This is a genomic window from Allobosea psychrotolerans, assembly GCF_002917105.1.
Classification (GTDB): Bacteria; Pseudomonadota; Alphaproteobacteria; order Rhizobiales; family Beijerinckiaceae; genus Allobosea; species Allobosea psychrotolerans.
This window is the reverse complement of record NZ_PQFZ01000011.1, coordinates 79,486-102,366: the sequence shown is the minus strand read 5'-3', so window position 1 is coordinate 102,366 and position 22,881 is coordinate 79,486. Positions and strand designations below refer to the sequence as shown.

Annotated in this window: 17 protein-coding genes; 4 read left to right on the top strand and 13 right to left on the bottom strand. The window is 66.5% G+C overall.

What is annotated here, in order from left to right; all coding sequences use genetic code 11:
* The first annotated feature begins 149 nt into the window (after positions 1-149).
* The gene (aptA, locus tag CYD53_RS18520) at positions 150-1,490 is read left to right on the top strand and encodes an omega-aminotransferase AptA (RefSeq protein ID WP_245928312.1); all 1,341 of its coding nucleotides are present in this window, start codon (positions 150-152) and stop codon (positions 1,488-1,490) included.
* Between the two features lie 185 nt (positions 1,491-1,675).
* Here the strand turns inward: aptA and CYD53_RS18515 are convergent, their stop codons facing one another.
* The 4 genes from CYD53_RS18515 to CYD53_RS18500 all read right to left on the bottom strand — a co-directional run bounded on the left by CYD53_RS18515 (position 1,676) and on the right by CYD53_RS18500 (position 7,775).
* On the bottom strand, positions 1,676-3,874 hold the full coding sequence (locus tag CYD53_RS18515; RefSeq protein ID WP_103719559.1) for an FAD-dependent oxidoreductase: 2,199 nt from the start codon (positions 3,872-3,874) through the stop codon (positions 1,676-1,678).
* A gap of 21 nt (positions 3,875-3,895) precedes the next feature.
* Positions 3,896-5,104 carry an acetyl-CoA C-acetyltransferase gene (locus tag CYD53_RS18510; protein WP_103719558.1) on the bottom strand — a complete coding sequence of 403 codons (1,209 nt, stop codon included), beginning with the start codon at positions 5,102-5,104 and terminating at the stop codon, positions 3,896-3,898.
* Between the two features lie 102 nt (positions 5,105-5,206).
* Positions 5,207-7,003 carry an acyl-CoA dehydrogenase C-terminal domain-containing protein gene (locus CYD53_RS18505; RefSeq protein ID WP_103719653.1) on the bottom strand — a complete coding sequence of 599 codons (1,797 nt, stop codon included), beginning with the start codon at positions 7,001-7,003 and terminating at the stop codon, positions 5,207-5,209.
* 310 nt (positions 7,004-7,313) lie between these two features.
* Entirely contained in the window at positions 7,314-7,775 is a 462-nt protein-coding gene (locus tag CYD53_RS18500) for a MerR family transcriptional regulator (RefSeq protein ID WP_103719557.1), read from the bottom strand.
* A gap of 361 nt (positions 7,776-8,136) precedes the next feature.
* Here CYD53_RS18500 and CYD53_RS18495 point away from each other — a divergent pair, with 361 nt between their 5' ends.
* The 3 genes from CYD53_RS18495 (at position 8,137) to CYD53_RS18485 (ending at position 13,592) form a co-directional block, all read left to right on the top strand.
* A complete protein-coding gene (locus CYD53_RS18495) occupies positions 8,137-11,676 on the top strand; it encodes an SEL1-like repeat protein (protein WP_103719556.1) in 3,540 nt (1,179 codons plus the stop codon).
* A gap of 216 nt (positions 11,677-11,892) precedes the next feature.
* On the top strand, positions 11,893-12,822 hold the full coding sequence (locus CYD53_RS18490) for a sulfite exporter TauE/SafE family protein (protein WP_103719555.1): 930 nt from the start codon (positions 11,893-11,895) through the stop codon (positions 12,820-12,822).
* Complete coding sequence (locus tag CYD53_RS18485; protein WP_103719554.1) at positions 12,819-13,592, top strand: TIGR02186 family protein; 774 nt, start codon at positions 12,819-12,821, stop codon at positions 13,590-13,592. The genes CYD53_RS18490 and CYD53_RS18485 overlap by 4 nt, the downstream gene beginning before the upstream one ends.
* 114 nt (positions 13,593-13,706) lie before the next feature.
* On the opposite strand, the gene CYD53_RS18480 is transcribed toward CYD53_RS18485, so the two are convergent.
* From CYD53_RS18480 to CYD53_RS18440, 9 genes are all read right to left on the bottom strand, one after another.
* Entirely contained in the window at positions 13,707-14,960 is a 1,254-nt protein-coding gene (locus tag CYD53_RS18480) for a molybdopterin molybdotransferase MoeA (RefSeq protein ID WP_103719553.1), read from the bottom strand.
* Between the two features lie 13 nt (positions 14,961-14,973).
* A complete protein-coding gene (gene mobB / locus CYD53_RS18475; RefSeq protein WP_103719552.1) occupies positions 14,974-15,498 on the bottom strand; it encodes a molybdopterin-guanine dinucleotide biosynthesis protein B in 525 nt (174 codons plus the stop codon).
* 180 nt (positions 15,499-15,678) lie between these two features.
* Positions 15,679-16,686, bottom strand: a complete 1,008-nt coding sequence (locus CYD53_RS18470; protein ID WP_103719551.1) for a formate dehydrogenase subunit gamma — start codon at positions 16,684-16,686, stop codon at positions 15,679-15,681.
* Between the two features lie 200 nt (positions 16,687-16,886).
* Positions 16,887-17,483, bottom strand: a complete 597-nt coding sequence (fdh3B, locus tag CYD53_RS18465) for a formate dehydrogenase FDH3 subunit beta (protein WP_069690071.1) — start codon at positions 17,481-17,483, stop codon at positions 16,887-16,889.
* Between the two features lie 14 nt (positions 17,484-17,497).
* On the bottom strand, positions 17,498-20,479 hold the full coding sequence (locus tag CYD53_RS18460; protein ID WP_103719550.1) for a formate dehydrogenase subunit alpha: 2,982 nt from the start codon (positions 20,477-20,479) through the stop codon (positions 17,498-17,500).
* A 12-nt stretch (positions 20,480-20,491) separates the two neighbouring features.
* Positions 20,492-20,734 (bottom strand): formate dehydrogenase, encoded by a 243-nt coding sequence (locus CYD53_RS18455; protein WP_425428318.1) that lies wholly within the window; start codon positions 20,732-20,734, stop codon positions 20,492-20,494.
* Positions 20,731-21,540: a molecular chaperone TorD family protein gene (locus tag CYD53_RS18450; protein ID WP_103719549.1), complete on the bottom strand. Its 810-nt coding sequence runs from the start codon at positions 21,538-21,540 to the stop codon at positions 20,731-20,733. The genes CYD53_RS18455 and CYD53_RS18450 overlap by 4 nt, the downstream gene beginning before the upstream one ends.
* A gap of 107 nt (positions 21,541-21,647) precedes the next feature.
* Positions 21,648-22,364, bottom strand: coding sequence for a DUF3306 domain-containing protein (locus tag CYD53_RS18445; protein WP_103719548.1), 717 nt, complete (start codon positions 22,362-22,364; stop codon positions 21,648-21,650).
* Positions 22,361-22,879 (bottom strand): DUF3305 domain-containing protein, encoded by a 519-nt coding sequence (locus tag CYD53_RS18440; protein WP_103719547.1) that lies wholly within the window; start codon positions 22,877-22,879, stop codon positions 22,361-22,363. Before CYD53_RS18440 ends, CYD53_RS18445 begins: the two co-directional genes overlap by 4 nt.
* Positions 22,880-22,881 lie beyond the last annotated feature (2 nt).

Below are 22,881 nucleotides of genomic sequence, written 5' to 3'. Positions count from 1 at the left end.
CAGGTTAGCTCAAAGCCGACGTAACGTCATCTGACACGGAATGACGGGGCGACTCTCGTGGCGCGCAGGGATGCCCCGACGCGACGGCGATTTACACCCCGGATCGTACTGTTAGGTTGAGAGACGCTTAACCCCACGAGGACGCCTTGATGACATCCGCCACGCAGCCGCTGGGCACGCCGAACAATCTCGAAGCCTTCTGGATGCCGTTCACGGCCAACCGCTCGTTCAAGCAAAATCCACGCATGATCGCGCGCGCCGAGGGGATGTTTTATTACACGCCGGAAGGAAAGCCGGTAATGGATGGAACGGCAGGCCTGTGGTGCTGCAATGCCGGCCACGCCCGCAAGCCGATCATCCAGGCTATCCAGGCCCAGGCCGAGGAGCTCGATTACGCACCTTCCTTTCAGTTCGGCCACCCCAAGGTCTTTGCGGCGGCCGCCCGCATCGCCTCCCTGGCGCCGGGTGATCTCGACCATGTCTTTTTCGCCGGCTCCGGTTCGGAAGCCGCGGACACCGCGCTGAAGATCGCGCTCGCCTATTGGAACGTCACCGGAAAGGGCTCGAAGACCCGACTGATCGGCCGCGAGCGCGGCTATCACGGCGTCGGCTTCGGCGGCATTTCGGTCGGCGGCATGGTCAACAACCGCAAATTCTTCGGCAGCCTGCTCGCCGGCACGGACCATTTGCCGCATACCTATGATCGCGAGAAGCAGGCCTTCAGCAAGGGCGAGCCGGATTACGGCGCGCATTTCGCCGATGATCTCGATCGCATCGTCGCACTGCATGACGGCTCGACCATCGCCGCCGTGATCGTCGAGCCGATGGCCGGATCGACCGGCGGGCTGCCGGCCCCGAAGGGCTATCTCAAGCGCTTGCGCGAACTCTGCGACAAGCACGGCATCCTCTTGATCTTCGACGAAGTCATCACCGGCTTCGGCCGCCTCGGCTATGCCTTCGCCGCCGAGCGCTACGGCGTCATTCCCGACATGATCACCTTCGCCAAGGGCGTGACCTCGGGCACCGTGCCGATGGGTGGCGTGATCGTGCGCAAGCACATCTACGACGCCTTCATGAACGGCCCCGACAATGCCATCGAGCTGTTCCACGGCTACACCTATTCCGGCCATCCGCTGGCGGCCGCCGCCTGCCTGGCGACGCTCGACGTCTATCGCGAGGAGGGACTGTTCGAGCGTGCCCGCGAGATGGAGCCAGCCTGGGCCGACGCCATCATGAGCCTGAAGGGCGAACCCAATGTCGTCGACATCCGCACCGTCGGCATGGTCGGCGCCATCGATCTTGCGCCGCGGGCCGACGGCGTCGGCAAGCGCGCCTTCGAGGCGATGGACCGCCTCTTCCGCGAGGAAGGGCTGATGGTGCGCACCGCGGCCGACACGATCGCCTTCTCGCCGCCGCTGATCATCACCGAAAGCCAGGTCGGGGAGCTGGTCGACAAGCTGCGCCGGGGGATCCGGGCAGTGGCAGCCTGAGCGCTTTCCGTTTCCCCATCAGGATCGGGCTTGCCCGATCCCTGGCAAAATTCATGTCCCTGTCGGACACATCCGGCAGGGGTGGGAGAAGCCGCCGAACACAGCGAAGCAAATGAGAAAAGGGTCGCTCGCGCGACCCTTTTCTTTTTCTGTCGAGAGTCTTCGCTGATCCGAAGGGAGGAGGCTCAGGCCGCCTTCTTCGCCGTGCCGTAATAGCTCTCGCCCATCTTGGCCATGCGCTTGAGCTGCTTGTTCGGCTTGAAGCGCTCGCCATGCTTCTTCGCCAGGGCCTCGCAGAGCTTCACGAAGGCGGCCGCGCCCATATTGTCGATATAGCTCAGTGTCCCGCCCGAATAGGGCGCAAAGCCGAAGCCGATGATCGAGCCGACATCGGCCTCGCGCGGATCGGTGACGACCCCCTCCTCATAGGTGCGTGCCGCCTCCAGGGCCTGCGTCACCAGGAGGCGGTGCTTGAGCTCCTGCATGTCGATGCTCTCGGGGTCGAGACGCGTCGCAACCAGATCCGCCAGCCCCGGCCAGAGCCGCTTCGGCCCGGCTTCGGGATAATCGTAGAAGCCTTTCTTGTTCTTGCGGCCGAGCCGGCCATGCGTCTCGACCATCTCGGTCAGCAGCTTCTCCTGCGCCGGATCGACCGCGCCCTCGCCAAGCTGCGCCTTGGTCGCCTTCAGCACCTTGTAGGCGAGATCGACAGCGACCTCGTCATTCAGAGAGAGCGGGCCGACCGGCATGCCGGCCTGCTTGCCCGCCTGCTCGATCATCGCCGGCGGCACGCCTTCCATCAGCATCAAATGGCCCTCGCGGATGTAGTTGCCGACGCAGCGATTGGCGTAGAAGCCGCGCGTGTCGTTGACCACGATCGGCGTCTTCTTGATGGCGCGGACGAAGTCGAGCGCCATGGCGAGCGCCTTCTTGCCGGTCTTCCTGGCCATGATGATCTCGACCAGCAGCATCTTCTCGACCGGCGAGAAGAAGTGGATACCGATGAAATTCTTCGGCCGCCCACTGTGCTCGGCCAGCCCCGTGATCGGCAGGGTCGAGGTGTTGGAGCCGAAGATCGCCTTGGGGCCGATCACGGCCTCGACCTTGGCGATGACCTCGGCCTTGACCTTGGGATCCTCGAATACGGCCTCGACGACCAGATCGCAGCCCTTGAGCGCGGCATAGTCGGCGGTGGCGTGGATGCGCCCGAGCAGCGCGTCGCGGTCGGCCGTCTTGGCGCGGCCCTTCATGATCTGGTCGGAGACCAGCTTGTGCGAATAGGCCTTGCCCTTGTCGGCCGCCTCCTGGTCGCGGTCGACCAGCACGACCTCCAGCCCGGCCTGCGCCGTGACATAGGCGATGCCGGCGCCCATGAAGCCGGCGCCGACGACGCCGACCTTCTTGAGCCTGCTCGGCGGCACGTCGGCGGGGCGGCGCGCGCCCTTGTTCAGCTCCTGCATCGAGACGAAGAGCGAGCGGATCATCGAGGCCGCCTCCTTCGTCCGCAGGATTTTCGCGAAGTAGCGGCTCTCGACCTTCAAAGCGAGATCGATCGGCAGCTGCAGCCCTTCATAGACCGCCGAGAGGATGGCGCGGGCCGCCGGGTAATTGTCGTTGGTCTCGCGGCGATAGATCGCATTGGCTGGCGGCCAGATCTGCATGCCGGCCGGCGAATAGACCTTGTTGGAGGGCAGCTTGAATTTCGGATCGTCCCAGGGGGCCTTGGCCTGCGGATTGGCCTTGAGCCACTCCTTCGCGTTGGCGACGAGCTGGTCGCGCGGCACGACGGCGTGGACGAGGCCGGTATTGCGCGCGGGCAAGGCTTTGATCTGCTCGCCCTTGAACATCATCTGCAGCGCGTCCCCGGTCTGCATCAGGCGCGAGACGCGCTGCGTGCCGCCAGCGCCGGGGAAAAGCCCGACCTTGATCTCGGGCAGGCCGACGCGGGTCGAGGCGTCGTCCGAGACGACGCGATACTGGCAGGCGAGCGACAGCTCGAAGGCGCCGCCCAGGCAGATTCCATGGATTGCCGCCGCGAAGGGTTTCCCGCAGGTCTCGAGCTTGCGGTAGAGCAGAGAGAGCTTGCGGCTCTCGTCGAAGAAGCTCTGCATCGCGACCTGCTCGCCCTTCTCCTTCGCCAGCTTGACGAAGAGATCGCGCAGGCCCTGCAGCATGGTCAGGTCGGCGCCGCCGGAGAAGCTTTCCTTGCCGGAGGTGATGACACAGCCCTTGATCGCCTCATCGCCCGCGACCTTGTCGATGATCTGGTCGAGCTCGCCCATCAATTCGGGCGTGATGACGTTCATCGAGCGGCCGGGCATGTCCCAGGCCGCGGTGGCGATGCCGTCGGAATCGGTTTCGAAGCGGAAATTGGTGAGGTTCATGGTTTCTCTCCCCTTCGCCGATCAGACGCGTTCGATGATGGTTGCGACGCCCATGCCGGCCGCCACGCACAAGGTCACCAGCGCGGTGTTCTTGTCGGTGCGCTCCAGCTCGTCGAGCACAGTGCCGAGGATCATCGCGCCGGTGGCGCCGAGCGGGTGCCCCATCGCGATCGCGCCGCCATTGACGTTGAGGACTGCGTCATCGATGTCGAAGGCCTGCTGATAGCGCAGCACCACGGAGGAAAAGGCCTCGTTCAGCTCGAACAGGTCGATGTCCTTGATCGTCATGCCGGCCTTGCGCAGCACGAGCTCGGTGACATCGACCGGACCCGTCAGCATCAGGGCGAGGTCGGAGCCGATAGTGGCAAAGGCCTTGATGCGGGCGCGGGGCTTCAGGCCCGCCGCCTTGCCGCCCTTCTTCGAGCCGACCAGCACAGCTGCCGCGCCATCGACGATGCCCGAGGAGTTGCCGGCATGGTGGACGTGGTTGACGAATTCGACATCGGGATGCGCCGCGGTCGCGACCGCATCGAACCCGCCCATCTCGCCCATCTGGACGAAGGAGGCTTTCAAGCCAGCCAGCGTCTGCATGTCGGTGTTGGGGCGGATGGTCTCGTCGCGATCGAGCAGGATCAGGCCGTTGACGTCCTTGACCGGGATCACCGAATTCTTGAAACGCCCGGCCTCCCAGGCAGCGGCGGCGCGCTTGTGCGAGCGCACCGCAAAGGCATCGACATCATCGCGCGAGAAGCCGTATTTCGTCGCGATCAGATCGGCCGAGACGCCCTGCGGCATGAAATAGGTGTCGATCGCGACGCTGGGATCGACCGCGATGCCGAAGCCGGAGGCGCCCATGCCGACGCGCGACATGCTCTCGACGCCGCCACCGATCGCCATCTCCTTCTGGCCCGACATCACCTGCGCGGCGGCGAGGTTCACCGCATCCAGCCCGGAGGCGCAGAAGCGGTTGATCTGCACGCCCGGCACTTCCTTGCCGTAGCCCGCCTTGAGCGCGACGGTGCGCGCGATGTCGGCGCCGGCCTCGCCGACGGGATCGACGCAGCCGAAGACGACGTCCTCGACCAGCCTGGTGTCGAGGTTGTTGCGCTGCTTGATCGCGCGCAGCGTCTGCGTGCCGAGCTCGATCGCGGTGACCTCGTGCAGCGAGCCGTCGGCCTTGCCCTTGCCGCGCGGCGTGCGGACGTGGTCGTAGATGAATGCATCAGCCATCAAGGGCCTCCCGGGTTCTTGTTGTTCGGGCAGTCGGCAATAGGCAGTAGGCAGTCGGGTTTCAGTGGGTCCGACTGTCTACCGCCGACTGCCTATTGCCCTTCAAAACTGCTCGGCGCTCAGCGCCATCGTCGAATCGGCGCCGGCGGTGATCCGGGCCAGATGCGCCGCCGTCTCCGGCAGGCTGCGTTCCATGAAGAAGCGCGCCGTCACCAGCTTGGTGTTCATGCGCTCGGTCGCGCCATTGGCGCCTGCCTTGAGCTTGTCCTGCGCGACCTTGGCCATCTTCGCCCACATATAGCCGAGCGAGACGAGGCCGAGCAGATGCATATAGTCGGTCGCGCCGGCACCGGCATTGTCGGGCTTGGCGAGGGCGTTGTTCATGAACCACATCGTCGCCTGCTGGAGATGGCCGAGCGAGAGCTGGAGCGGCCCGAGCAGAGGCTTCAGCCCTTCATCCTCGGCATTGTCCTTCAGGAAGCCTGCGACCTCATTGAAGAAGGCCATGATGGCGCGGCCGCCATCGCGGCCGAGCTTGCGGCCGACGAGATCCATCGCCTGCACACCATTGGCGCCCTCATAGATCATGGCGATGCGGGCATCGCGGACGAATTGCTCGACGCCCGTCTCGGCGATGTAGCCATGACCGCCGAACATCTGCTGCGCCTTAACCGCATTGTCGAAGCCGATATCGGTCAGCACGCCCTTGAGCACCGGCGTCATCAGGCCGAGCTGGTCATCGGCCGCCTGGCGCTCGGCGGCATCGCTGGAGCGATGGGAGATATCGGACTTGATCGCGTTCCAGATCACGAAGGCGCGGGCGGCTTCGTTGAAGGCCTTGATCGACATCAGGGTGCGGCGCACATCGGGATGCACGATGATCGGATCGGCAGCCTTGTCGGGGCTCGTCGCGCCGGTCAGCGCGCGACCCTGGATGCGGTCCCGGGCGTAGACGACGGCGTTCTGATAGGCGACCTCCGACTGCGCCAGCCCCTGGATCGCGACGCCGAGGCGCGCCTCGTTCATCATCACGAACATGGCATTGAGGCCCTTGTTCTCGGTGCCGATGAGCCAGCCCTTCGCCCCGTCATAGTTCATGACGCAGGTCGAATTGCCGTGAATGCCCATCTTGTGCTCGATCGAGCCGCAGGAGACGCGGTTGTTCTCGCCGACGGAGCCATCCTCGCCGATCGTGTTACGCGGCACGACGAAGAGCGAGATGCCCTTCACGCCGGCCGGGGCGCCCTCGATGCGGGCGAGCACGAGATGGATGATGTTGCGCGTGATGTCCTGCTCGCCGGCCGAGATGAAGATCTTGGTGCCGTTGATGGCATAGGAGCCGTCGCCATTGGGCACGGCCTTGGTCTTGATCAGGCCGAGATCGGTGCCGCAATGCGGCTCGGTCAGGTTCATGGTGCCCGACCACTCGCCCTCGATCATTTTCGGCAGATAGGTGCGCTTCTGCTCGTCCGAGCCATGGACGTAGAGCGCGGCGATCGCGCCCATGGTCAGGCCGGGATACATCGCGAAAGCCATGTTCGCCGAGGAGGCGAACTCGTTCATGACGGCACCCAGCGTGTAGGGCAGGCCCTGGCCGCCATATTCGGGGTCCATGGCAAGGCCGATCCAGCCGGCGCCGGCATAGGCCTCATAAGCCGCCTTGAAGCCCTTGGGCGTCGTCACGGAGCCGTCGGCGTTGCGCGTGCAGCCTTCCTGGTCGCCCGAGTGGTTCAATGGCTGGAGGATCTCCTCGCAGACCTTCGCGCCTTCCGCCAGCACGGCCTCGACGACATCGGGCGTGGCGTCGGCAAAGCCCGGCAGGTTGTTGTAGCGCTCGATATTGAAGACGTCGTTCAGCAGGAAAAGCGTGTCTTCGACGGGTGCCTTGTAGACCGGCATGTTCATCCTCCCTCTCGTCGCGACGCCGGCCCGCCAGATCGTTGCGGGGCCACATCAGAATAGTTCACATATAAACTATTTGGACAAGCTTGGCAAGGCGAGTCCGGAAAAGAGGCAACTGCCTCATGCGCAATCGGACCACCCTTCCGCCTGGCGTGCAACAACCGCCAGACAGCGAAAAGCCCCGGGCGGCTGCCCGAGGCTTCTTGCGGAGAGACGGAATTCCCTGAAGGCTGGCTGCTGCGAAAAATCGGCCCCCACTTCTCGCATGCAGCCCTGCAAAGACGCCGCGTATCCTGATCGACGACGCTCAGGCCTTGCGGAAGCGAGCCTGCGTCGCTTCCAGCTCGGCGATCGCTTCCTCGATCTCCTTGCGCTGGCTGCGCAGCAATTCGAGCTGCTCCGTGACCTGCTCATGGCTGAGCTGCAGGCCACCGACCGATGCCGAATCCTCGGCTGCCTCGCCCTTCTTCTCTTCATTGGCGAGCATCGCGCGGATCTCGACCAGGGTGAAGCCGAGCTGCTTGCCCTTCAGGATCAGGGCCAGGCGAGCGCGGTCGCGGCTCGAATAGATCCGGGTCATGCCGGAGCGGGCTGGGGCGAGCAGGCCGCGCGACTCATAGAAGCGCAGCGTGCGCAAGGTCACATCGAAATCGCGGGCGAGATCGCTGATGGTAAAGCCACCGGCGGATTCGGTCTCGGTGGCGGCGGGGTTGGACGAGCGGCCTTCATGAGTCGAAGCAGCCGCCAAAGCGAAGCTTGGGCGCGACATAAGGGTGCATTCCTTGCGGGTTGGGTCTCGGGAACGCCGACCATGCAGGCGGCGATCATCCGTTCGCCGACAGGTAGCCGGCTGCTTCCCCTTGCGTCAGGTAATGTGACGCTTCCGTCAGGTAAGTTACGGTTATACGCGCCCTGCCCGGACCGGCCTCAGCGCCCGTTCGTAAAAAATTAACTCCCGACCCCACAATCTTAACTGACTGTTTACCACGGTCGCCAAAAGTCTGCTCTGCGGATCGGCGTCCCGTCAGCAGCAACGTAATCTTCACGGATCGCCACATTCGCAAGGAAAGCAGCGGTGTCAGGGGCCCGCGCCTTTCCGATGAGGACGAGCCCCGTAGGCGAGCGACAACATGGCCACTAGCTTGCCCTGGAGCGTCAAGGGCGTTGATCCGCGCACCCGCGATGCAGCGAAAGCCGCAGCCCGCCGCGCCGGCATGACGCTTGGCGAATGGCTCGACAACAAGATTCGCGAAGAGGCCGCCGAGGCAGAGCCAGAGCAGGCCGCCCCCGAGCAGCTCGACATCGCAGCGCTTTCGGAACGTCTCGCCAAGCTGTCCCAGGGGCAAATGGACACCTCGCCGCGCGCGGCCGCCAGCGTCGCCCAGCAGGGCACCAGCGAGCTCTCGCGCGGCGAGATCGACGCCGTGATCAATCAGGCGGCCGCCGTCGAGCGCCTGACCCGCGAATCCAGCGCCAAGACGGCCGGTGCGCTCGACTCGATCACCCGCTGGATCGAGAAGACCGAAAGCCGCATCACCTCCAGCGAGCGCGCCGCCGCCGAGCGCCAGGAGCGCGCGACCAGCGTCATCGCCGATGCGATCAAGACCATGGGCGAGCGCCTCGTCGAGATGGAACGCAGGGCCGGCGAAGCGCAGCAGGCCCAAGCCCAAGCCCAGCCCAAGGCAATGCCTGCCCCGCGCCTGGCCTTCAGCCGCGACGGCCTGGCCGAAGCCGTGAACGACATCCGCACCCGCCAGCGGGCCCTCGACGTCGACGGACAAGCCCAGCCGGCGCGCCACTCGGTCCCGGAAAGCCGGATCGCGGCCTTGCGTCAGGATCTGCGCGAGCTGAGCAACCGGATCGTGCCCGCCTCACCGGAGGCGGAGGCGCCGCTTCAGCGCATGAGGACCACACCGGACCAGCGCCCGGCGCCTGCGTCAGCCCCGATCCAGGGCAACCCGATCGAAGCGATGCTGGCCGATCTCGGCGCACGGCTCGACAAGCTCGACAAGCAGGAGCGCCTTGACCCGATCATGAAGCCGCTGGCGCGGATCGAGTCGGACGTCTCGCGCCTGTCGCAGGAACGTTCGGCCGAGAGCTATCAGCGCTTCGAGCTCGAAATCGCCCATCTCGCAGCCAAGGTCGACGCGCTCGTCGCGCGCGGCGGCGACCGCAACGTCATTGCCCCTGTCCTGCGCGATATCGCCGAATTGCGCGACATGGTGCGGGCGCCGGCCGCCGACCCCCGCATGGACGCCCTTTCGCGGCAGATCTCGTCGCTGTCCACGGAACTGGCGCAATTGCGCGAAGCGCAGCCGGACGGGCGCGAGATCCGCGGTCTCTCGCAGGCCATCGAGGATGTGCGCGACGCCATCCTGTCCGACCGCGCCCATGATCGGCAGGCCGACCCCACGCAGCTGACCTCGCTGTCGCGGCAGATCGAGAATCTGGCCGACAAGATCGAGACCTTGCCGGCGATGCGGCCCGAGGTGATCAACGCCCAGGCAGAGCTGCTCGCGGCGCGGCTCAGCGAAATGGACGCCTCGGGACGCGGTGTCTCGCACGTCCTGTCCGATCGCATCGAGGCACTGGTTATCCGGCTCGAGGACATGGCCGGCAGACAGCCCGGCCAGCTCGAGAGCCGCATCGACGCCCTGCAGGAGAGCATCGAGACCCTGGCCGAGCAGGGCCCGGTCGCCGTGACACGGCAGATCGAGGCCCTGGCCGGCCGCATCGAGAGCCTGGCTGCGGCGAGCAACCTGTCCCAGATCATCAGCGAGGGCAAAGGCCCGCAAGTCGCCCGCGTCGATCTGCGCCCGATCGAGGACATGCTGCGCGGCCTCGCCGAGAAGATCGACGAGGCTGGCCGCCCCGGCGCGGAAACCGATGCCTTCGATGCGCTGGAGCAGCAGATCTCCGGCCTCGCCCAGCGGCTCGACGCCGCCGCGGCGACCCGCTCCGCCGAGACCGGCATCGAGCGGACATTGCAGGACCTCGTCGTCCATCTGCAGACGCTGCGGCAGGACACCACCGCCGCCGCCGAGCGCGCGGCGCGCGCCGCCATGGCCGATATGGGGACCAAGGGCGGGCCGGCCAGCGGCATCGCCGAGATCAGCAACCTGCTCTCGGGCCTGCGCGACACCCATGTCTCCTCCGGGCGCGAGACGCAGGACGCGATCGGCGCCGTCCACCAGACGCTTGAAACCGTAATCTCGCGGCTCGCCAGCATCGAAGCCGAGCTTGCCGCCGAGCGGCAAGGCCCGGCCCCGCGCCCGGTGATGCCGCCCCGCCATGCCGAACAAGCGCAATCCGCCGCCCGTACGCCCGAGCCGGCCGCAAGCGTCAGCATCGCCGAGGGCGACCGCATCGTCGCCGAGCGCCCGCGCGCGGGCCAGCCCGAGGCATCCTCGCCGATCGCAGCCTCGCTCGACCTGCCGCTGGAGCCCGGCTCGGGCCGGCCGCGCGTCAGCACCGCCACCGCGCCGCATGACGCGCAATCGGTCCGCCAGAGCCTGATCGCCGCGGCAAGGCGCTCCGCCAAGGCCGCGACCGAAGCCGCCACCACGGCGCCAGCCGCGACGAGCGAGCCCACCAAGGGCAGTGGCCGCCTGAAGGAGATCATGGAGAAGCGCCGCAAGCCGCTTCTGCTTGGCCTCGCCGCGATCGTACTCGCCATGGGCACCGCCCATGTCGTGACCGGCGCGCTGCAAGGCGGCGGCGGTACGGCGAAGCCGGTCAGCGCCGAGGCGGTCGACATTCCCGCGGCGCCGACGACTCCCGTCCCGGCGACGCCGACGCCCGCCAAGGACCAGACCTCCGCCCTCCCGCCCGTGCCTGCTCCGACGATCAGCACGGCGCCCTCCTTCGTGAGCCCTGCCCAGGCCGCCATCACCATTCCGGAAACGGCTCCGGCTGCGGAACCGCTTGCGACCGCTTCCGCGCCTCCCGCCCAGACCGCCGTCCTGACGGTCACGGGCATCGACGACCTCCCGACGGGGCTCGGCAGCGTGGGCCTGCGCAAGGCCGCGCTCGCGGGCGATGCACGTGCGGTCTATGAGGTCGCCAGCCGCGCGGCAGACGGCCCGGGCCCCGGCCGCGACCCCAAGTTGGCGCTGCGCCTGTTCGAGCGCGCCGCCGTGGCCGGGCTCGCCCCGGCCCAGTTCCGCCTCGGCAATATGTTCGAGAAGGGCATCGGCACCACGCGCGACGCCTCGCTGGCGCGGGTCTGGTACACGCGCGCCGCCGAGCGCGGCAACGCCAAGGCGATGCACAACCTCGCCGTGCTGCATGCCGAAGGCGCCGCCGGCAAGCCCGACTACGCCACCGCGACGGAATGGTTCCGCAAGGCCGCGGAACTCGGCGTGCGCGACAGCCAGTACAATCTCGCCATCCTGCTCGGGCGCGGCCTCGGTGCACCGACCGATCTCGGCCAATCCTATCTCTGGTTCGCCATCGCCGCCGCCCAGGGCGACGAGGATGCCAGCCGCAAGCGCGACGAGGTCGCCCAGCGCCTGAGCCCCGGCGATCTCGCCACCGCCAAGGCCGCCGCCGAGAGCTGGAAGCCGAAGGCGCTCGAAGCCGCCGCCAACGACGTGACCCCACCCTCCAAGGGCTGGGACGAGGCGCCGAGCGCGACCACCAAGAAGCCCGCCAAGCCGGCGCACGGCTGAACCGACGACATCACAGGCGCGAAAGCGCCTGTTTTCGCGTTCAATGTCACGGTTTCGACGCGTTGGAGCGCCATGACAGGACGAGGCCTCCAGTCACCGGCCGGGACAAAACTCCCTTTTTCGCAACGATAAGGATTTGTCTAACCCGATTGGTGCAATCTGGGACGATCCGGCGCCGGGCTTCAGCAAGAGCGCGCCGGGACGCGAGGACCAAGGGTGCAGATCTACCTTCCGATCGCCGAACTCCCGATCAGCATCCTGATGGTGCTGGGCCTCAGCGGCGCGGTCGGCTTCATTTCCGGCCTGTTCGGCGTCGGCGGCGGCTTCCTGCTGACGCCGCTCCTGATCTTCCTCGACATTCCGCCCGCCGTCGCGGTCGCGACCGTCGCAGCGCAGGTCGCCGGCTCCTCGACCACCGGCGTCCTGACCTATTGGCGCAGGCGCGCGCTCGACTTCAAGCTCGGCGGCGTGCTCGTCGCCGGCGGCATATTGGGCACAGTGCTCGGCGTGCTGTTCTTCAACCTGATGCGCAGGCTCGGCCAGCTCGAGCTCGTCATCACCCTGTCCTATGTGACCCTGTTCACGATCATCGGCGGCCTGATGCTCTACGACGCCCTGCGGGCGATGTGGCGCGTGCGGGCGGGCAGGCCGGCGCGGTTGCGGCGGCGGGCCGGGACGCATCCCTGGTGGATGGGCCTGCCGCTGCGGATGCGCTTCTACCGCTCCCAGCTCTATGCCAGCGTGATCCCGATAGCACTGCTTGCGGTCGTGATCGGCTTCATCGGCGCGGTGCTGGGCGTAGGCGGCGGCTTCATCCTGGTGCCCGCGCTGATCTATTTCTTCCGCATCCCGACCGCCGTCGTCGTCGGCACCTCGCTGTTCCAGATCCTGGTGACGATGACCGGCGCGACCATCCTGCACGCGCTGACCAACCAGTCGGTCGACCTGATCCTGGCGATTTTCCTGCTGCTGGGCGGCGTCATCGGCGCGCAGTTCGGCGGGCGGGCGGCGCGCAACCTCAATGTCGAATCCTTCCGCCTGCTGCTGGCGCTCCTGATCCTCTCCGTCGGCCTGCGCTTCGCCATCGAATTGTTCATCGCGCCGACCGAGCCCTTCTCCGTGATCGTGACGGAGGGCATCCGATGAGACGCTCCCGTGCAATCCTGCTGCTGGCGACACTGGCCGCGCTCACGGCCGCCTCGGCGCACGCCGAGACATTGATCGCGGCCATGTCGAGCCATCAGATCCAGATCAACTCCAACTACACCGGCGACCAGCTCACGGTCTTCGGGCTGGTCGAGCGCGACGGGCGCACCGCCGCGCGCGGCGATCCCTACGACATCATCGTCACCGTGCGCGGCCCGCGGCGCATGCTCCTGGTGCGCGAGAAGGAGCGGCTCGGGCCGATCTGGATCAACCGCACCCAGCGGCGCTTTCCCGACAACTCGATCTTCCTGGCGGTGGCGAGCAACCGGCCGATCAACGAGATCATGAGCGAGGAAACCGCGCGGCGTGAGCGCATCGGCCTCGAGAACGCCCAGAGCCTCCCCGGTTCGGGGCTCGATTTCGGCCGCACGACCGCGCGCTTCAAGACGGGCATGATCCGCATCCTCGAGGAGAAGGGGCTCTATTCCCAGGAGGCGCGCGGCGTGACCTTCCTCTCCAACACGCTGTTCAGCGCGCCGATCCCGGTGCCGGCCACGGCTCCGACCGGCTCCTACGAGATCGACATCGTGCTCTATGCCGGCGGCGTGCCGCTGGCCCGCCAATCGACCAATTTCGAAGTGGTCAAATCCGGCATCGAGCAGCGCCTCGCCACCGGCGCCTATGAACATTCCCTGCTCTACGGCCTCGCGACCGTTGCGTTGGCGCTGTTCTTCGGCTGGTTGTCCAGCGTCGTCTTCCGCAAGGATTGAGCGCTGAAGCAGGCTTTTCAAGCGCGGAGACGTGCAGTCCCTCACGTGATCGACTCTAAAAGTTTAGAGCATTGCTCCAGCGAAGAACCGGTCCCCACTTTTTCGCGCAAGGCTCTAGCCGATCAGCAGGCCATAGGCGAAGAAGGGCGCGGTCGCCCCCTCTTCGATCCGCGTCAGATCCTCGGCGAGTTCGACCAGCCCGTCGGTGCGGGTCAATGAGGTCAGGACGCCGGCCCCGTCCTGCGGGTGCTTGCGCGCGACCATGACGCCGTCAGGCGCAGGCGTCAGCGAAACCCGGACATATTCGCGCCGGCCCGCTTTCTTGGCGTAGGGAAAGCCGAGCCGCACCGGCAGCGGCGTCGGTGCGACGTAATGGGCGCCGGCAAGCCGCGCGAGCAGCGGCCGCGCGACGAAGGCGAAGGTGACGAAGACCGCAACAGGATTGCCGGGCAAGCCGATGAAGGGGGTGGTCCCGACGAGCCCCATCGCGACGGGCCGGCCGGGCTTGATGCCGATGCGCCAGAACGCCAGCGAGCCGGCGCGCTCGACCGCCGCCTTGACGTGATCCTCCTCGCCGGTCGAGACGCCCCCCGAGGTGAGGATGAGATCGCAGGACGCGGTGGCCTCGGAGAGGCGCCGCGCCAGGCTGATGGGCTCGTCGCGCAGGATGCCGAGATCGACGACCTCGGCTCCGGCGCGAGCGACCATCGCGCGCAGCAGGCTGCGATTGGCGTCGTAGATCGCAGCGGGCGCGAGCACTTCGCCCGGCTCGGTCAGCTCGTCGCCGGTCGAAAAGATCGCGACACGCGGCCGGCGATGAATGCTCACTTCGATCAGTCCAAGGGCCGCCAGGAGCGCGAGATCCTGCGGCCGCAGGCGCTGGCCGGCCTTCAGGGCGGTTTCGCCACACGCGATATCCTCTCCCGCCGGGCGGGCATTCGCGCCGATCTTCAGCCCGGCCGGCAGCCTGACGAAGCCGTCGTCGAGCCCGACATCCTCCTGCATGAAGACGGTATCGGCGCCCGGTGGCATCGGCGCGCCGGTAAAGACCCGCACCGCGACGCCCGCCGTCGCGGTGCGGGACGCATCCGCCCCCGCAGCGACCCGGCCCGACAGGCGCAGGCGGCTCTCGCCAGCGGCAGCCAGATCGGCGAAGCGCACCGCATAGCCATCGACAGCGGAATTGGCGAAAGGCGGCAGGTCAAGCCTCGCCACGACATCCTGCGCCAGGACGCGGCCATCGGCCTCGGCAAGCGCGATAGTCTGCGCCCCGGCCAATGGCGCGACCAGCGAGCCGGCGCGCTCGGCCGCCTGCTCCACGCTCATCAATGCGCCGAAGGCTTCCTCGTCCTTGCTGAGCTGGGCCATGACGTCCTCACCCTTACCCCTGTCGCCGCGCCAGCACGGCAGCGAGCGGCTCGGCCGCCGCCAATGCGATATCGGCAACTGCCGCAATGTCGTCGAGAGCAACCACCGGACGGCCCGCTTCGGGAAAAGCGCTGTCGCTCGCAACTGCCACGATGCTTGGATCGTCGGGATGCAAGGGCGGCTTGCCGTTGGCCACGCGATAGATCTCGATCTTGGCGTGCGGGTCGCGCTTGAAGCCCTCGATGATGACGAGATCGACCGGCGACAGCCGCCCGAGCAATTCGCCGAGCTTCGCCTCCGGCTCGCCGCGCAACTCCCGCATCAGCGCCCAGCGTCGCTCCGAGGAGATCAAGACCTCGCGCGCGCCGGCCTGGCGATGCGCGTAGGAATCCTTGCCGGGCGTGTCGAGATCAAAGGCATGATGGGCGTGCTTGAGCGTCGAGACGCCGACGCCGCGACGGCCGAGTTCCGGGATCAATCGCGTCAGCAGCGTCGTCTTGCCCGCTCCGCTCCATCCCGCCAGACCGATCACGCGCATCGAAGGCCATGTCTCCAAACAAAAGCCGGTCTCCAAAGAAAAACCGGGCGCGAAAGCGCCCGGCTGTCATCTTTCAGATTGCCTCTCGCGGTCAAGCAATCCGTCTTGGCCAGGACAGTCTTGGCCAGGACAGTCTTGGCCAGGACAGGCTTGGCCAGGCCAGGCTTGGCGAGAACGGGCTCACTCCGCCGGCTGCAGCGCCGGGGCGCCCGGAACATGGCCTTTCCGCATCTCCTCGGCGACCCAGAGCGAATGGTGCGCCTTGGCCCAGTTGAGATCGACCTCGCCGGAACCCATCGCGTCGAAGGCACCCTCCATGCCGATCGTGCCGATATAGATATGCGCCATGATCGCGGCGACCATCAGCACGGCGACGATGCCGTGCACCACGTTCCAGAACTGCATGGCCAGCACGCCGCCGGAGAAGAACGGGAACAGCAGGTTGAGGCCAGACAGCGAGAGCGCCGTGCCGCCAACCACCACCGTCCAGAACATGATCTTCTGGCCGCCATTGAAGCGCTTGGCCGGCGGGTGCCCCTTGCCGACGATGCCGCCGCCGGCGGCGAGCCAACGGAGATCGACCATGCCGGGGATGTTGTCCTTGATCCAGACGACGAACATCAGCGCGATGCCGAGCATGAACGGCCAGGCGAGATAGTTATGAGCCCATTTCGCCACGACCGAGATATTGGTGAAGGTCTGCGGCCCGACCAATGGCAGCAGCAGCAGTTTGCCGAAGGTGACGTTGAGCCCTGACAGCGCCAGCACGATAAAGCACGCGGCCGTCAGCCAGTGCATGAAGCGCTCGAAGGCGTTGAAGCGCGTCAGCGTGCGGCCCGACAGGCCGGACTCGAGCCGGATGCGGCCCCGCACCAGGTAGAACACCGCCAGCAGAAGCAGCATGCCGAGCACCGCGACGGCACCGACCTTGACCATGGTGCCCTGATGGAAGGCGCGCCAATCGCGCCCGGCGGGCCGCTCCAGCGTGGCGGCCTTGCCGTCGGGAATGGTGATGCGGCCCTTGAGCTCGGCCGAAGGGTCGGCCTTCAGGGCGTCGAGGAATTGCTGCTCCTTGACCGAGTCCGCGGTCGGGTTGACCTGCTGCGCGAAAGCCGGGACCGCCAGCGCGACAGCGAAGGTCAGCAGCAGGCCGGTGACCAGGAGACGAAGGTGAGCGCCGAGACGCATTGCGAAATTCCTCTCGCGAGATGAACCGGACATCCTGCTCGGGGGAACGCGCCCAACCTTGCGGCCGAGACGCGTCCCTCCCCCGAGCTGGTTCTTCACGAAGCATGTTGTCGAAAACCGGGACCACCTTTCGGCATCATGCTCATTCGTCTCGGAGCATGATGTCGCCCGAAAACCGGGACCATTTCTCGGCATCATGCTCAGATGGCGATCGTTTCCTTGTAGGCGGTCTGCCAACCCCAGGCGCCTGAGCCATAGCCGCGCTTGACCACCCGCTCCTTGTAGATCTGGGCGATGATCTCGCCGTCGCCGGCGAGCAGCGATTTGGTCGAGCACATCTCGGCGCAGAGTGGCAGCTTGCCTTCGGCCAGGCGGTTCGAACCGTATTTCTGGAACTCGGCCGGGGAGAGATCGACCTCCGGGCCGCCCGAGCAATAGGTGCATTTGTCCATCTTGCCGCGCGAACCGAAATTGCCGACCTTGGGATATTGCGGCGCCCCGAACGGACAGGCGTAGAAGCAATAGCCGCAGCCGATGCAGAGGTCCTTGTTGTGCAGCACGACGCCGTCGGCGGTGTTGTAGAAGCAGTCGACCGGACAGACCGCCATGCAAGGCGCGTCCGTACAATGCATGCAGGCCATCGAGATCGAGCGCTCGCCCGGCTTGCCGTCATTGATGGTGACGACGCGGCGCCGGTTGATGCCCCAGGGTACTTCGTTCTCGTTCTTGCAGGCGGTGACGCAGGCATTGCATTCGATGCAGCGGTCGGCGTCGCAGAGGAATTTCATCCGGGCCATGGTTCAGTTCCTCTTCACGCCGCGGCGATCTGGCAGAGCGTGACCTTGCCTTCATGCATGGCGGTCACCGGGTCGTAGCCATAGGTCGTGAGGGTGTTGACGGACTCGCCGAGCACGATCGGATCCAGCCCCTTGGGGTAGTTCCCGCGCTGGTCGACGCCCTGGTAGAAGCCCCCGAAATGGAAGGGCATGAAGGCGACGCCCTTGCCGACGCGCTCCGTCACCAGCGCCTTGACCTTGGCCTTGGCGTTGTTCTCCGGCCCGGAGACCCAGACGAAGGCGCCGTCCTTGATGCCGCGCTCGGTCGCATCAGCCGGGTTGATCTCGACGAACATGTCCTGCTGCAATTCGGCCAGCCATTTGTTCGAGCGCGTCTCCTCGCCGCCGCCCTCATATTCGACGAGCCGGCCCGAGGTCAGGACGATCGGGAAGGATTTCGCGACGCCGCGCTCCACCGCCGCCTTCTGCATGGTGGTGTGGAGGTTGGGGATGCGCAAAGTCCGCTCGTCAGGACGCGCCGGCCATTTCGCCACGAGATCGACGCGCGGCGAGTAGATCGGCTCGCGGTGGGTCGGGACCGGATCGGGCAGGTTCCAGGCATTGGCGCGGGCCTTGCCGTTGCCGTAGGGCACGCAGCCATGGCTGAGCGCGACGCGCTGGATGCCGCCCGACAGATCGTTGGCCCAGTTCACCGTGTCGACCGCGTTGCCGCCGATCCAGGTGATGGTCGCGATCTCGGCCGGCGTCAGGTCCTGATCCCAGCCGAGCTTCTTCAGCATGCCCATGGTGAATTCAGGATAGCCGTCCTTGATCTCCGAATTCAGCGAGTAGGAACCGTTCTCGGCCAGCAGCGTGTCGTTGACCTTGCTGCCATCCGGCAAGGTGCGCTCGCGCGTCAGGCCGAAGCGCGGGCGGAAGGTGCCGCCGCCATTATTGGCCTCGAGCGCCGTGTTGTAGAGGATATGCGTGCCGGGATGCTTCAGTTCCGGCGTACCCCAGCACGGCCAGGGCAGCCCGTAGAAGTCGTTTTCGACCGGCGAGCCCTTGGCGCCGCGCAGCGAGACCACGTCGAACTTGTCCTGGTGCTGCATGTGCAGCTTGAGGCGCTCGGGCGACTGCCCGGTATAGCCGGTCGACCAGCCGCCCTTGTTGATCTCACGCAGGATCGATTCCGCCGAGGGCTCCGGGCCGTATTTGCCCTGCACCAGCTCGAGCGTCTTGAACATCGGTTCGGCGAAGCCGAGCTTCTGCGCCAGCTTGTAGATGACCCAGTAGTCATTGGCCGATTCGAAGATCGGATCGACGACCTTCTCGCCCCATTGCACCGAGCGGTTGGAGCAGGTGCGCGAGCCCGAGCATTCGAACTGCGTGCCGATCGGCAGGAGATAGGTGCCGTTCTTGCGCTGGCCGAGCGAGACGAAATTGGTCGGGTGCGGGTCGGCCACGACCAGCAATTCGAGCGTCTCCAGCCCCTTCACGGCGTCGGGCATGCGCGGGATGGTGTTGCCGCCATGGCCCATGACGATCATGGCCTTGAGATTGTCCTTCTGGTCGACCTGCTCGGCGGGCATGTTGGCCGCGTCGAACCAGCGCGTCGAGGTGTGGCCCGAGGTTTCCATATTGGCTTTGGCCGTGCGGGCGGGGCGGCCGCCCTTGGCGGGCACCGCATCGAAGCGCGTGACGAAATAGTCGTAATCGACGCCCCAGACGCGGGCCCAATGGCGCCAGGCGCCTTCGACCAGCCCGTAATAGCAAGGCAGATTCGAGACATCGAGGCCGAAATCGGTCGCGCCCTGCACGTTGCAATGGCCGCGGAAGATGTTGGCGCCGTTGCCCATGCCGCCGACATTGCCGGTGGCGAGCAGGAGGTTGCAGATCGCGCGGACATTCGCCGTGCCGACCGAGTGCTGGGTCACGCCCATGCACCAGATGAAGGTCGCCGGCTTGACCTTGGCGAAGGTCTCGGCGGCTCGCTTCAATTGCGCCTCGGGGACGCCGGTGATGTCCTCGACGGTCTTGGGGTCGTATTTCTCGACCTCCTTGCGGACATCGTCCATGCCGTAGACGCGTGCGGCGAGGAAGTCCTTGTCCTCCCAGCCATTTTTGAAGATGTGCCACATCATGCCCCAGATCACCGCGATGTCGGTGCCGGAGCGGATGCGGATATAGTCGGTCGCATGCGCCGCCGTGCGGGTCAGGCGCGGATCGAAGACGATGACATTGGCGCGGTTGATCTCCTTGCCGCTCAGGATGTGCTGCATCGAGACCGGATGGGCCTCGGCCGCATTCGAGCCCATGAACAGGATCGTCTTGGAGTTGCGGATGTCGTTGTAGGAGTTCGTCATCGCGCCATAGCCCCAGGTGTTCGCGACACCTGCAACCGTGGTGGAGTGACAGATGCGCGCCTGGTGGTCGACATTGTTCGTGCCCCAGAAGGCGGCGAACTTCCGCAACAGATAGGCGCCCTCGTTGGAGAACTTGGCCGAGCCGAGCAGATAGACGGAATCGGCGCCCGACTTGGCCCGGATCTGCATCATCTTGTCACCGATCTCGCTGATCGCGACATCCCAGCTGATGCGCTGCCACTGCCCGTCGACCAGCTTCATCGGGTATTTGATGCGGCGGTCGCCATGCGTCAGCTCGCGCACCGAGGCGCCCTTGGCGCAATGGCTGCCCCGGTTGATCGGGCTTTCCCAGGCCGGCTCCTGGCCGACCCAGACGCCGTTGGAGACCTCGGCCTTGACGGTGCATCCGACGGAGCAATGGGTGCAGATGTTCTTGACGATCTTGGTGCCGCTCGCCGGGCCCAGCCCCTCCGCCGCATCCGCCTTGCGGACGGAGCCGATCTGGAGCGCGCTTGCGGCCGCGACGCCGCCGGCGACGAGACCCGAGCGCCGCAGGAAGGTGCGCCGGTCCATCACGCCCGAGGACAGGCCCGCCATGGCGGCCCGGAGCTTGCCGCGCTGAACATCGGCCGATTTGCGCTTGATGAGCATGGTGTTGCGCCTTCAGTAGCGGTTGACGCGGTAGTAGTCCTTGACGTGCTCCGACTCCTGGTAGCGCGCCCTGGTCTCTTCCTTGCCCGGATCGACGGCTGCCGCCGGCGTCACCATGGCAGGCGTCGCGGCCACCGCCGCGCCGGCGCCGAGCGCCTTGAAGAAGCTGCGGCGGTCGAAGGCCGGCGTCACGGTCTCTTTGGGCTTTTGCGACATCGTCGCCTCCTCCGCGCCGGGCAGACTGGCGGACGTCATGACGGCAGCCTTCCGGCTTCCGTCTCGATGGACAGGAACAGGCTGCCGACACGGCCGACGGCCCGGTAGAATTTCGAGGCCTTCGCGACCTCCAGATCGGCGAAGAGGCGCTCGCCCCAGGGCTCGATATGGCGCGCATAAAAGGCGCCCGCATCGACGCCCTCGCCCGCGAAGGCGCCGCGGATCAGGTTGGCCATGATGTCCATCAGGATGGCGATATGGTCTTCCGGCTCGCCGGCGCGCTCGGCCCGGGCGATGCCGAGCCTGCCCATGTCCTCGCGCACCAGCGCCAGCGGGCGCTCATGCAGGAAGCCGGTCAGGTAATAGGAAGCGTAGGGCAGGATCTCGCCACGGCCGACGCCGATGAAGAGTTCGAAGAATTCGTCGCGCGCCGCTTCCGGCGTGAGCTCGGCGGCGGCCTCGGCCAAGGCGAAATGGGCCATGCCGAGCGGCGAGGCGTCACCGCGCAGGCCTTGCAGAACAGCCAGCGTCTCGGCCGTCGGCGCCCGCCAGAGCAGCGCTCCGATCAATTGGTATTCCTGGGCGCGCGCCTCGTCGATCTCATCGATCGCCAGCGACGAACCGCCGTTCATCGAAGCGGGCTGGTGCAGCGCGGTCTCCATGGGATAAAGATCGGGGCGCAGGTCGGAGCGTGGCACGCCGGTATTGGCTTCGACGGAGAGCACGCGGTCGGCGGGAACGCGCCTCCAGCTCGAGATCGCTGGCTGCGACACGCCCAGGCTGCGCGCCAATGCACGCACCCCGCCGGCAACCCCGATTGCTCTCTCGAGTGCCGGATCACGCATCGTTTGCGGCGTTCCTCTCATCGCGCGACGTTCCTTCGCCGCTGCCCGCTTCAATCCGGTGATAATGAACGCTTATCGCCCCAGAATACAAGCATTCCAATCTAGGGTCAGACTGGAACGGCTCCGCCTCTGCGCTTGCGGATCCGCATGGAACGCATATCCGGCTCAGGATTATTTTGCGCCGCAGCATAGACTCGATCCGGCGCGATCCGGCCTGTTTCAGCCTCTTCCACCGGGTTTGCGCCAGCCTCGCTCACCCTGACAGATCCGGCTGAGGTCGCCGCAGGCTGTTCATCTTGCAGCGCAGCGTCAGACTTGCGACTTTCGTCATGCGACGAAAGTGCATGCGACATGCTGTCGCCGGCGCTCTTATCCACATCCGACAGGGCCATCCCGGGCTCCGGAGCGTCGCCGAAGATGCCGCGCACCATCGCCTCGACATCATCCGATTCCGTCAGTGGGCCGTAGCCCGGCGCGCCGCCCGGCGTGTTCCAGTCGAGCGCATAGTCGCGCGCCGGATTCTCGAAATCGCGGATCGTCGGATCGCTCTCCCAGGCCCGCCGCATCGCCGCGAGCTTCCAGCTTTCGGGCACGTTCTGCTTGAGCCAGTGGGCGACGTCGAAATCCTTGTCGATCAGGTCGAGCGAGGGCGGCTCGACCATTTCGAGCTGAGCTGCGTCGGCCTGCGGCTCAACCTCCGCCGGCAGGGCTTCGCTCACAGGCGATGGCGGCAGAACCTCGGCCTGCTCCGCCGCGGCGCGCTTGCGCCGCGACCAGCGCGTCAGGAAGCCTTCCTCGTCGAGATCGCCTGCGCGCGGGCTCATCGCTCGCCCTCGCCCCGACGCAGGCCCGGCTCGGGACGCGGCCCGCCGCCCTTGCGCGGATCATGCTCGCTGCGCTTGCGCTTGATGAATTCGCGCTCGACATGATGCGCCTCGAAGAAGGCGAGCACCTGTTCGGCGATCAGGGCCGGCATCGGCAGGGCCTCGACGATGTCTCCGACATTCTCTGCATAGACCTCGCCCTCGAACGGGTCGGCGGTGACGCCGACGAAATCCAGCTCGGGCTCGATCCCGGTCGGCCGGATCGCGACCCAGAGCTTGGCGCGGCCGGTCTGGAAGTTCTCGCGGAAATGCGCGGTGTCGACCGAATGCAGCGTCAGCGTCGCCGGGCCGAGATAGACGCTGCGCCGGCCGGGCTCGCTGGCAAGTTCGGTCCAGGGCGCGAGCGCCGGCGGCTCGGGCAGCACGGCGAGCGGGCTCCAGGCATGGTCGGCCCAGGGCGAATCGATCGCGCGCCGCTCGACCACGATCCCGACCTCGATGTGCGCTTGCGTCATGT